At 69.8% G+C, this 10,406-nt stretch carries 10 protein-coding genes; 2 read left to right on the plus strand and 8 right to left on the minus strand.

Annotated elements, in window-relative coordinates:
• Positions 1 to 101: 101 nt before the first annotated feature.
• The 7 genes from ABD224_RS14045 to ABD224_RS14075 all read right to left on the minus strand — a co-directional run bounded on the left by ABD224_RS14045 (position 102) and on the right by ABD224_RS14075 (position 5,339).
• Positions 102 to 764 carry a hypothetical protein gene (locus ABD224_RS14045; protein WP_344049865.1) on the minus strand — a complete coding sequence of 221 codons (663 nt, stop codon included), beginning with the start codon at positions 762 to 764 and terminating at the stop codon, positions 102 to 104.
• Between the two features lie 56 nt (positions 765 to 820).
• The gene (locus ABD224_RS14050; RefSeq protein WP_344049867.1) at positions 821 to 1,228 is read right to left on the minus strand and encodes a DUF6415 family natural product biosynthesis protein; all 408 of its coding nucleotides are present in this window, start codon (positions 1,226 to 1,228) and stop codon (positions 821 to 823) included.
• Entirely contained in the window at positions 1,225 to 1,569 is a 345-nt protein-coding gene (locus ABD224_RS14055; protein WP_344049868.1) for an ATP-binding protein, read from the minus strand. The genes ABD224_RS14050 and ABD224_RS14055 overlap by 4 nt, the downstream gene beginning before the upstream one ends.
• Before the next feature lie 434 nt (positions 1,570 to 2,003).
• Entirely contained in the window at positions 2,004 to 3,191 is a 1,188-nt protein-coding gene (locus tag ABD224_RS14060; RefSeq protein WP_344049869.1) for a helix-turn-helix domain-containing protein, read from the minus strand.
• Between the two features lie 378 nt (positions 3,192 to 3,569).
• Positions 3,570 to 4,193: a hypothetical protein gene (locus ABD224_RS14065; RefSeq protein WP_344049870.1), complete on the minus strand. Its 624-nt coding sequence runs from the start codon at positions 4,191 to 4,193 to the stop codon at positions 3,570 to 3,572.
• Positions 4,194 to 4,466: 273 nt separating this feature from the next.
• Positions 4,467 to 4,751 carry a hypothetical protein gene (locus ABD224_RS14070; protein WP_344049871.1) on the minus strand — a complete coding sequence of 95 codons (285 nt, stop codon included), beginning with the start codon at positions 4,749 to 4,751 and terminating at the stop codon, positions 4,467 to 4,469.
• 45 nt (positions 4,752 to 4,796) lie between these two features.
• Complete coding sequence (locus ABD224_RS14075) at positions 4,797 to 5,339, minus strand: hypothetical protein (RefSeq protein ID WP_344049872.1); 543 nt, start codon at positions 5,337 to 5,339, stop codon at positions 4,797 to 4,799.
• Between the two features lie 355 nt (positions 5,340 to 5,694).
• On the opposite strand from ABD224_RS14075, the gene ABD224_RS14080 reads away from it, so the two are divergent.
• Both ABD224_RS14080 and ABD224_RS14085 read left to right on the plus strand, forming a co-directional pair.
• The gene (locus ABD224_RS14080) at positions 5,695 to 5,880 is read left to right on the plus strand and encodes a hypothetical protein (RefSeq protein ID WP_344049873.1); all 186 of its coding nucleotides are present in this window, start codon (positions 5,695 to 5,697) and stop codon (positions 5,878 to 5,880) included.
• Between the two features lie 89 nt (positions 5,881 to 5,969).
• Entirely contained in the window at positions 5,970 to 9,020 is a 3,051-nt protein-coding gene (locus tag ABD224_RS14085; protein WP_344049874.1) for a helix-turn-helix transcriptional regulator, read from the plus strand.
• 32 nt (positions 9,021 to 9,052) lie between these two features.
• Here ABD224_RS14085 and ABD224_RS14090 read toward each other — a convergent pair whose 3' ends face one another.
• Positions 9,053 to 10,255 carry a PQQ-dependent sugar dehydrogenase gene (locus tag ABD224_RS14090; protein WP_344049875.1) on the minus strand — a complete coding sequence of 401 codons (1,203 nt, stop codon included), beginning with the start codon at positions 10,253 to 10,255 and terminating at the stop codon, positions 9,053 to 9,055.
• Between the last annotated feature and the right edge of the window lie 151 nt (positions 10,256 to 10,406).

A 10,406-nucleotide genomic window follows, 5' to 3' on the forward strand; every position in this document is an offset into this window, starting at 1 on the left:
GTTCCTTCGGTGCAGCCGACAGCGCAGGTCCTGCGCTGAAACGGGGTGCTGATGTCCCCCGACGGCCCGGCCGGGGGACATCCGGGCCACCGGGCAGGGGCCTATGCGGCTGCAGACAGCTCTCGCTGCAACTCGTCCAGGTTCATGGCCTGGAAGGAGCTGAGCCGTCGGATGAGCTGTGAAGCGAGCAGGGTGGGAATGTCGGGGTGCCCGAAAGGCAGTGGGTAGTCCGGCTGTGCGACGACGTGCACCTCATTGTCGGTGTTGAGGCCGTAGACAACGCCGTGGACCCCGTGCAAAGGAGCGCTCCGGGCGAGAAGAACGAGGGGGTTCTTCTCCAAGTGGGGGCAGAGCGCTGCGGCGGCCCGCGCGTGCTTGGGGCACACGGGCGGCTGGTTGGTGCAGATCGTGGACTGTGTCGGGTCCTCGTCCTTCGGTCCGGCCAGGAAGATGAACCCGAGGGGAGTCCGCGCGGGCCCGGCGCAGACCTGGCATCGCAGGGTCCGCATCGTCATCATCTGCCGGTAGGGATGCATGAGCTTCCACTGCGGTTCGCCCGTCGGCATGCCGTGCCGGTCTGCGGGGTTGAACCCACAGCGCGCCCAGAGCACGTCTCGTACGGGCCGGTCCCGTGGGTCCTCGTCGCGGTAGTACAAGCGGGGTCCAGATACATGCAGACAGATCATGAGGTTGTCCGGCGCGGCCTCTTCTCCCTTGCGCTGGGTGATGTAGGGGATCAGGCGCGGCTCGCTTGTGGAGGGCACAGCAGAGGGCATCTCTTTCGGTCCGGGTGGCTGACTGCAGAAGAGTGGAAGGGCTGTCACGCCGCCTCCTTGACGTATTTGATGGCGCTCAGCCGCTCGAACAGCTCGTTGAGGGACCAGGCCATGCGGCGCAGGTGTCCGACGGCCCTGCGGTGGTCGCCCGGCACGTCCCCGGCGTGCACCGTGCGGGCCTGGCGGATCAGGCGTTCCGCCTCCAGGTCCTTGTCGGCGACCCCGGCCGCCACTGCGATGTCCACGAGCCGCATCAGGTGCCCGCGGAGACGCTGAGCGAGGACATCGAAGTCCTCTTCAGGTGGTACGACCTCGTCGAGGACCGCGCCGACGTCGTCGAGTAAGGCGTCCCCATCGAAAGGGGTCCATTGCTGGACCTTTGCCAAGAGCGCGGCCAGGTCGTCGACCCCGAGGGGCGGCGTCCACCGGGGGAAAGCGGCCGACGCGTTCACCGCCGGATCTCCGCCGGGACGGTGAGGCTGCACCAGGTGGTGGCACTCGCGTCGCTGGTCCCCCACGTGCCGCCGTTCTCCTTCACCAGGGCTTCAACGAGGAGCAGGCCGCGCCCAGACTCGGCGTCGTCGTCCACGGTCGTGGGAGCCGCCCCGCCCGGCATGCCGTCGTGGACGACGATGTGCAGGGACTCACCCTCAACAGCAATGCCCAGCCCGATCTCGGTGGTGCCGCTGTGCATAAGTGCGTTGGTGAGCAACTCCGAGACGATCACCATCACATCGGCTGTCATCGCCTCGAGGCCGCAGTACCTGAGCCGTGCGGCGGCGATCCGCCGCATGATTCCTACCCGGCACGCATCCTCGGCACGGGGCGGGGCATCGCCACGGCGGGCGGTCACTTTGAAACGTTCGCTCATCACGTTCCCGCCACGGCGGTGCGCCGCGCGAGGCATCTGTGCGGCTGTCGCCCCCATCACGCCCTCCGAGGAGAGCGTGGGCCTGCCTGGGCAACGTGCGTGAGGCTACGCCTGGCGGGGCGGGTGAGCGTGCGCTGTAAAGGTTTGCGTTCCGGTTCCCGGGCGGCGGCAGCGGGAACGCGCCGACAGATGCGTCCCGGGGCCGCGGCATGCTTCGTCATCATGGTCGACTCCATGTCGAAGTGGCCAGTGACGACATGGTGGTGGCATGACTAGGCCCTAACTATCATCAATTGATGATAGTTAGGGCCAAAGATTGACATGGAGTCACACAGGCGAGGTCAGGGCTACGCGACTTAGTTGGCTCCCAGCCACGATCCGTAAGACAGGAAGCTCTCCGGGAGTCTGCGGTGCGCAGCTTCGAGCCCTGCGTAGGTCTCCCGCACCGTCGGGTGGTACCTGGCCTGTTGGGGAGCCGTCTTGCGGGCCATGAGGAGGCTCCGGAAGGAGTCCTCGAGCTTTCCGGTCCACATCTGGGCGCGGGCGACCTCGGCGTAGTGGTGGCTGGTCCGAGACTTCGGCCAGTCCTTCGGGATGATGAGGCCCTTCGTTTCCTCGACGGCCTCGCCGTACTGGTCGAGCTCGGCGCGCACAGAGACTCGGTGTACCTTGACGTTGGTGGGCCCGAAGGCGAGCCAGTGCACCTTGACCGCTTCTCCGGTCTTCTCGGCGATCCGCTCCGCCTCTGCAAGGTGGGACAGGGCCTGGTCCTCGTCGTGCGCCCGGCCAGCCATGACCGCGCCACCGAGGTGGAGCTGTCCGGTGACGACTTCACGCGCCCGGCTCTTGTCCGCCTGCTGAAGCGTGGAGAGTCCCAGCGTGACGAGCCGCTGCCCCGTCCTGTACTTCCCCTCGCGCAGGTAGGTGAGTGCCCGAAGATACTGGTACATGCCGCCAAGGACAGCGTCGGAACCGCGCTGCGCGGCCCAGTCCATGCGGGCGAGCGAGAGCTGGGCGAGGTCCGGAAACCCGAGCTTCGCGGCGACGTCGTAGGCCGTCCGGTAGAACGACGCGAGCGTCAGCCACCCCTCGGTGCTGTTCATCGTGTGGGCCGCGGTGGTGCCCTCCTCGATGAGCCCGGCGACGTTCGTGGCGGCCTTCTTGATCTCGCCCCCACGTACGGCCGCGCAGAGCGCTTCAGCCTCGTCCTTGAGTTCCGAAAGCTGCCGTGGCTGTACGTCGGGGTCGGCCCCCAGGTCGTAGACGTCCAAGGCCTCCCTGATGGGCCTTATCAAGACGTCGAGTTCGTCGGCCCGCAGCTCGCTCATGTAGGGCTGCCCCACGATCGTGGAGACCTCCACGCGCATAGCTCGGGCGCAGGCGGCGATGACGTGCGGAGTTGCGGGAAGGACCCCCTGCTCCGTCTTCGTCAGCGTGCTGTAGGGGACTCCCGACAGCTCTGAAAGGGCCTTCTGGGTGAGGTGTCGTTCGCGGCGGAGGCGAGCGATTCGCACTCCGGTGTGGTCCTGAGGTAGAGCATGCATACTTACTCCTGTTCTGCCTCGACACCAGGACGGTACCCCGCGATCGGCTTCGCGGGGTACGGACGAGCCCCGTTCCCTTGGAGGAACGGGGCTCGTCATCTACAGGTCTTGATACCGCGTCACTCCTGTGCAGACTGCGCTGGGTTGTGCACGGGCACCTTGGCGAACGGGTTCTTCTTCGCGGCCTGCGCCGGGCGTACGTAGACCGTGCGGGGGATGGATGACCCCTTGGCTCAACGGTCGGCTTCCTCGAGCTCCTGATCGGTGGCGCCGTTCTCGGCAGGGTCGGTGGCGCCGCCCGCGCGCAGACCGGGAGAGGTAACTGGTCGGCCATCGCTGACCAGCCCAGCCTTGGCGAACCAAAACTGAACTCGTTCGTTAACGACGTGCCCACGCAGGTGCACGCCACGCTTCGTGGCCGTCTTCGCCCGGGTCTCCTCCGACGCAGGCATACCGTTTTTGAGGAGATGCCGGAACAAGGGTCCTGTCGTGATGCCCTGCTCGGCCAGGTAGCCCAGCCAGCGGCGCATTCGCCGGACGAGCTGGATGTCCGGTCGGTCCTTGAGCGTGACCGTCTGCGCCTCGTTCTTTATGGGTCTTGTCCTCGGCAAGCCAGACGACGACCCGGTCGTCCATGACCGTGAGGTCCTCAATTATGAGGTCGACGTCTTCGATGCTGCGGCCAAGAAACAGGTACCCGAAGGCGAACATCGCCGCGTCACGGATGCCGATCGGCCTGCCGTCTGCCTCCGCTTTCTCCATCATCGGCACAACGTACGGCAGGGTGAGCGGAAACGCCTGCCGGACACGCAGGGCCCGCTTGTTGGTCTTCCGGTAGTTGGCCAGGAGCCGCAGATAAAGGCTGTTGTCCGGCTTCTTCCCCGGCGGCATGGCCGTCCGGATCCGCGACATGCAGTTCTTGATGGTGGAGACCTTGAGGCCCCGCGCCATCAGGTGCCGGCCGTACTCGGTGAACGTGGCGGTGGTGCACGGCACGGCCACGCGCCCCTGCTCCGCGCACCACTGCTTGAAGGCCCTCTTGGGCCTGTGTCGGTGGGGTCCGTGTCGTGCAGGTCGCGGCTCTCATCGCTGACGTACAGGTCCCGCTCGGTGTACTGCGTGCTGGGGTGGCGGTGGTGGGGATGGCCTGCCCAGGGTGCAGCACGGTGTTGTGGTCGATGAGCGGACGCGCGGGCGGTTCCTTGACGAGCGCCAGGCCGCCGTCGTCGACGAGCTCAGCGTCGATTACCTCCTCTACCTCCTCGTCGTGGACGCTCACGGCGACAGCTCCCGGACGATCGGGTCGACGTGCTCCAGCGAGATACCGCCGGTCTGGCCCTCGACCAGGACGACCGGGGCACCGTGACCGAGGGTCCAGGCGGCTGAGCGGGTGACGGTGTCCAGCCTCCGACACGGGCCGGTGTCCTTGTCACCGAGAAGGCGGTCGGCCGCAGCGCGCTCCTGGTACGCGACCGCGAGCGGGTCTTCCGGCCGCACGCCGGGGTAGACCATCACCCGCGTGCCAACCGGGTAGCGGGCGTTCCACCGTTCTGCGTTCACGTTGAGGTCCTTTGTTGTGTGGGCCGGGAGAAGGCAGTGCGCCGCTCAATCACCGGTGGTTTCTCCCGAGGTGGCCCCTTGCTCTTTCAGGAACTCGCTCACTTCACTGGCGATGGAGCCCTTGGCTCGGCTGGCCTTCTTCGAGGTACTGACCGCGGACTCGGGCACATCGGCGCCGCCGACCCACACGTACGCAGGAGACTGTTCGTCATCGATCCGCATGTGGACCTGGATGGCGACCACACCCAGGTCGCGGGCGGGTGCAGCGGCGTAGAAGGTCGCCGAGGCCCGACGCAGCGGGTAGAGCTTGAAGCCCTCGATCTCCTTGCTGTTGTAGTCGATGAAGGCGGCGTCACCGTCCTTGCCGACCCTCACATCGATGTGGCGTCGCTCCAGTTCGATCAGGAACCACTCCTCGGCGCGGTTCTCGACCGTGACCCGGAAGCTGAAGTAGGTGAGTTTCTTTGCGTTGCCGTCCCGGCCCTCGGGAGGGACGTCCCCCTTCTTGAAGGAGTGGACGCGGACGCGCAGTCCCGCGTAGTCCTCCTTGTACTCCTGCCAGTCACCGATGACGTTTGGTCGGTGCATCCCCGCCCCCGCTCTCACAGCTCGATCTGATGCTGCGCCAAGGTTACCGACAACAATTGGAGTAATTGCCGATAAAAGGAGCACCGGGAGACCTTACGGGCACCACCCGTACGGTGCGGGACACGGGAACAGGACCTCGACCGGCGCGCGAACAGCGCGTCGGCCTGCCGCCGTAGGTGCCTCAGACGGCCTTCCCCCAGCCTTACGGCCGGTGCGAGGCCCCGCACGCGCCCTTTGAGGCCCTCCGCCGCGGAAAGATGCGGAACTCTCCCGATGCGGCCGGCCCCCCGAGGGGACGAAGGTGGGGGCATCGCCGGAAGCGATGCCGGCCACCACCTCTTGCCAGGGAGACGTCATGTTCCACTTCGAACTCCACCAGCAGCGCACCGCCGAACTCCGCCGTCGCGCCGAGCAGGAGCGCCTGGTCCGCGAGGCCCTCGACGCCCGCCGCGCCGCGCGCCGCTCGGCCGCCGGACGAAGCTCCGGGACGGAACCCGATCCACGCGATCCGTCCCGGACCCGGTTCACCCGCGCGGCATGAACACGGCCGCGTGGACCGGGAAACGGAACAGGAAGCGGAACGGGAGGCGGACCGGGAAAACGAGTGCCGTGCCGTCGGATCCGCATGCGATGCTCTGGACTGTGGGGAGCAGATCCGTCAGTCCGGTGTTCGTCGGCCGCACCGACGAGCTGAGCACTCTGCACGACGCGCTCGCCCGCTCGGCGGCGGGCGAGCCGCAGACGGTGCTGCTCGGCGGTGAGGCGGGCGTCGGCAAGAGCCGTCTGATCGAGGAGTTCACCGGTTCCGCGGCCTGCCGGGGCGCCGTCGTGGCGCTCGGCGGCTGCGTGGAGGTCGGCGCCGACGGGCTGCCGTTCGCCCCCTTCTCCGCCGCCCTGCGCGCCCTGCGCCGCGAACTGCCCGACGCGTTCGCCGCCGCGATCGCCGGACACGAGGAGGAACTCGCCCGGCTGGTGCCCGAACTCGGCGAACCGCCCGCCGCACGGGGCACGGGCCGGCACGACGAGGAGAGCATGGCCCGTCTCTTCGAACTCACCGCCCGGCTGCTGGAGCGCGTCGCCGCCGACCACACCGTCGTCATGGCCCTGGAGGACCTGCACTGGGCCGACGCCTCCACCCGGTACCTGCTCGCCTACCTCTTCCGCACCCTGCGCACGGGCCGCCTTCTGATCCTGGCCAGCTACCGCTCCGACGACATCCACCGCCGCCACCCGCTGCGGCCCCTGCTCGCCGAACTCGACCGGCTGCGCACGGTCCGCCGTCTCGAGCTCGCCCGCTTCACCCGCCAGGAGGTGAGCCGCCAGATCGCCGGCATCCTGGCCGCCGAACCGGACCCCGCCCAGGTCGACGAGATCTTCGAACGCTCCGACGGCAACGCCTTCTTCGTCGAGGAACTCGCCGTCGCCGTCCGCGAGCGCGGCTGCCCCAGCCTCCGCGAGTCCCTGCGCGACCTGCTCCTCGTCCGGGTCGAGGCGCTTCCCGAGCCCGCCCAGCGGATCGTCCGGATCGCCGCCGAGGGCGGGTCCACCGTCGAGCACGGGCTGCTCGCCGCCGTGGCCCGGCTCTCCGAGGACGACCTCATCGAGGCGCTGCGGGACGCGGTGAACGCCAACATCCTGATCGCCGCGCCCACCGGCGACGGCTACCGCTTCCGGCACTCCCTGGTCCGCGAGGCCGTCAGCGACGACCTGCTGCCCGGCGAGCGCTCACGACTGAACCGCCGTTACGCCGAGGCACTGGAGGCCGACCCGGCCCTCGTCCCCGCCGACCAGCGCGTCATGCGGCTGGCCAGCTACTGGTACCACGCCCATGACCCGGCCAAGGCCCTGCCCGCCGTCCTCGACGCCTCCGTCGCGGCCCGCGCCCGGCACGCCTACGGCGAGCAACTGGGGCTGCTGGAGCGGGCGATGGAACTGTGGGACGCCGCGCCGCAGGAGGTGCGCGCCCGGCTGCGCCTGGCCGACTACACCGCGACCTACGCCCCGTGCGGCTGCGACCCGGCGACCACCCCGCTGACCTACCTCGATCTGATGGCCGAGGCCGCCGTCGCCGGCCGCTTCTGCGGGGAACGGGACCGCGCCATGCGGATCATCAAACGGGCGCTGCGGCTTCTGGAGGACGAGCACGATCCCCTTCGGGCCGCCTGGTTCTGGGTCCAGCGCTCCCGGCTGGTCCAGGCGAAGGCCCTCGGCGACGGCCGGCGGGAACTGGACACCGCGCAGGAACTGGTGCGCGGACTGCCCCCGTCCGAGGTGCACGCCGAGGTCCTGGCCAATGTCGCCAAATGGGCCATGGCGCACGAGCCGGGGCCCGACGCCCTCTCGGCCGCCGAACGGGCCGTGGAGTACGCGCGCATGGTCGGCGCCCGTGAGATCGAGATGACCGCGCGGCTCACCCTCGGCGGCCTCATGGTCCAGGCCGGTGACATCGAGGCGGGCCTCGCCGAGATGGACGAGGTCAACAAGCGCACCGTCGCCGACGGCATCGCCGCCGTCGCCGCCCGGTCCTACGTCAACCTGCCCTCCGCACTGGAGTCCGTCGGCCGCTCCCGCGAGGCCGTGCCGCTTCTGGAGGAGGGGATCGCCTTCACCCGGCGCTTCGGCCTGCTGAGCAGCGAGGCCTGGGTGTGGGGCAACCTCGCCGAGTCGCTGTTCACCCTCGGCCGCTGGGAGGAGGCCGCCGAGGCGGCGTCCCGGTCCCGGTACGTCGGCCAGAGTGCCAAGCCCCGTGGTTTCCACGCCCGGATCCGCGCCGAGATCGCCCTCGCCCGTGGCGACCTCGCCGAAGCGTCCGGTCACCTGGCCGAGGCCCACGAGCACTTCGGCACCCATGACATCGTGCCCCAGTACTTCCTGCCGCTGGCCCGCATCGCGATCGGGATCGCCGCGGGCGAGGGCCGTCTGCTGGACGCCCGCGCCGAACTCGAGCGCGTCCTGGAGGACGGCTTCCCGCCCGGCACCCAGCGCTACGGCTGGCCCCTGCTGCTGGCCGCCGCCACCGCGGAGGCCGACGTGTCCGGACTGCCCGCCGCCGGCCCGGGACGTCCCGAGACCCTCGCGGGCATCCGCCGGGCCGCCAAGTCACTCGCCACCAACGTGCCCGTCTGGCAGGCGTACGAACACTGGGTGCACGCCGAACTGCTGCGCGCCGAGGGCCGCGACCGGCCGGAGGACTGGGCGGAGCTCGTCGCCGCCTTCGAGACGCTGGAACGCCCCTACGACCTCGCCCGCGTCCGCTGCCGCCTGGCCGAGGCGCTGCTCGCCGCCGACGAGGACCAGCGGAACCGTGCCACCGAACTGCTGCGCCTGGTCCATGCCACCGCCGAGCATCTGCGCGCCCGTCCGCTCGCCGACCGTGCCGCCCTGCTCGCCCGCCGCGCCCGCCTCACCCTGACGAGCGCCCCCCAGCAGCGGTCCGCCGCCGGCCCCGCCGAGTCCCTGGGCCTGACCAACCGCGAACGCGAGGTCCTGCGCCTGGTCGCCCACGGCCGCACCAACCGCCAGATAGCCGAGGAACTCTTCATCTCCCCCAAGACCGCCAGCGTCCATGTCTCCAACATCCTCGCCAAACTGGGGGTCTCGGGCCGCGGGGAGGCAGCGGCGATGGCCCACCGGCTGGGTCTGTTCCCACCGGAGACCGGGGACCGGCCGGCGGCGCGATGACACGGCCGGCACGGGCCTTCCAGGCGCCGGCGTCACGTCACTTCCAGCTCCAGGATCCGGTCGTCGCCCTTCTTCGGGTTGCCGCGGCCGTCCGTGTTGCTGGTGATCAGCCAGAGCTTGTTGCCGCCTGCCGGGACCACCGTGCGCAGACGGCCGAACTCGCCGGCCAGGAACGCCTGGGGCTCCGCCGACGCCTCCGTGCCCTTCAGCGGGATGCGCCACAGACGCTGACCCCTCAGACCGGCCATCCACAGGGAGCCCCCGGCGTGGGCGAGGCCGCTCGGGGACGCCTCGTCCGTGCGCCACTGGGCGAGCGGGTCGTGGAACGCCGAGTTGCCGGACCTGCCCTCCGCCTCGGGCCAGCCGTAGTTGTCCCCCGGCTTGATCGCGTTCAGCTCGTCCCAGGTGTTCTGGCCGAACTCCGAGGCGAACAAGCGCTGCTTGCCGTCCCAGGCCAGGCCCTGCACATTGCGGTGGCCGTAGGAGTACACCGGGGAGCCGGGGAAGGGGTTGCCCGGGGCCGGCTCGCCCTCCGGGGTCAGCCGCAGGATCTTGCCGCCCAGGGACTTCAGGTCCTGGGACAGCCCCTTGTCGCCGGACTCGCCCGTGCCCACGTACAGCATCCGGTCGGGGCCGAAGGCGATCCGGCCGCCGTTGTGGATGAACCCCTTGGGGATCCCCTTGAAGACCGTGTCGGGTGCGCCCAGCTGCTGCCCGGCCGGCTTTCCGGCCTCGTACAGCATCCGGACGACGCGGTTGTCCGAGGCCGAGGTGAAGTAGGCGTAGATCATGTGGTCGGAGGCGAAGTCGGGGGAGAGCGCGATGCCCAGCAGACCGCCCTCGCCCTCCGGCGCCACCCCGGGCACCGTGCCCAGCTCGGTCTTCTTCCCCGTCCTTTCGTCCACACGCGTGATGGTCGCCTTGTCGCGCGAGGAGACGAGCAGGCCTCCGCCGGGAATCGGGGCCAGTCCCCAGGGGGAGTCCAGCTCCTCCGCGACCGTGCGCAGCACCTTCACCGACCCCTTGGCCGGCGGTGCGCTCTCCCCGGGCGCCTGCCCGGAGGGTGAGGACGTCGCCGCACGGCTGGGCACCACGGCGTCGCCGCCGGCCGAACCGGCCGACGAGTCCCCGGAGGAGCACCCGGCCGTCCACAGCAGGGCGGCGGCCAGGACGCCCGTCACCACTCGACGTTGCACGATCTTCGTCCCTTCGACGCGGCGGGTCCTACCTGTCATACACCGCCCACGCCTTCCAGGTTCCCGATCGGCCCAAACCCGTGTCACCCCGTCCGCCGCACCCGGTGTCCGCCGGGCCGGAACCCGCCTGCGGCGCCCGCCGGTCTGTACTGCGCCTTCAGCGAGGTGCACACGCAGATCGACCTCGAGC

It is taken from the genome of Streptomyces thermoalcalitolerans (assembly GCF_039525155.1).
Classification (GTDB): Bacteria; Actinomycetota; Actinomycetes; order Streptomycetales; family Streptomycetaceae; genus Streptomyces; species Streptomyces thermovulgaris.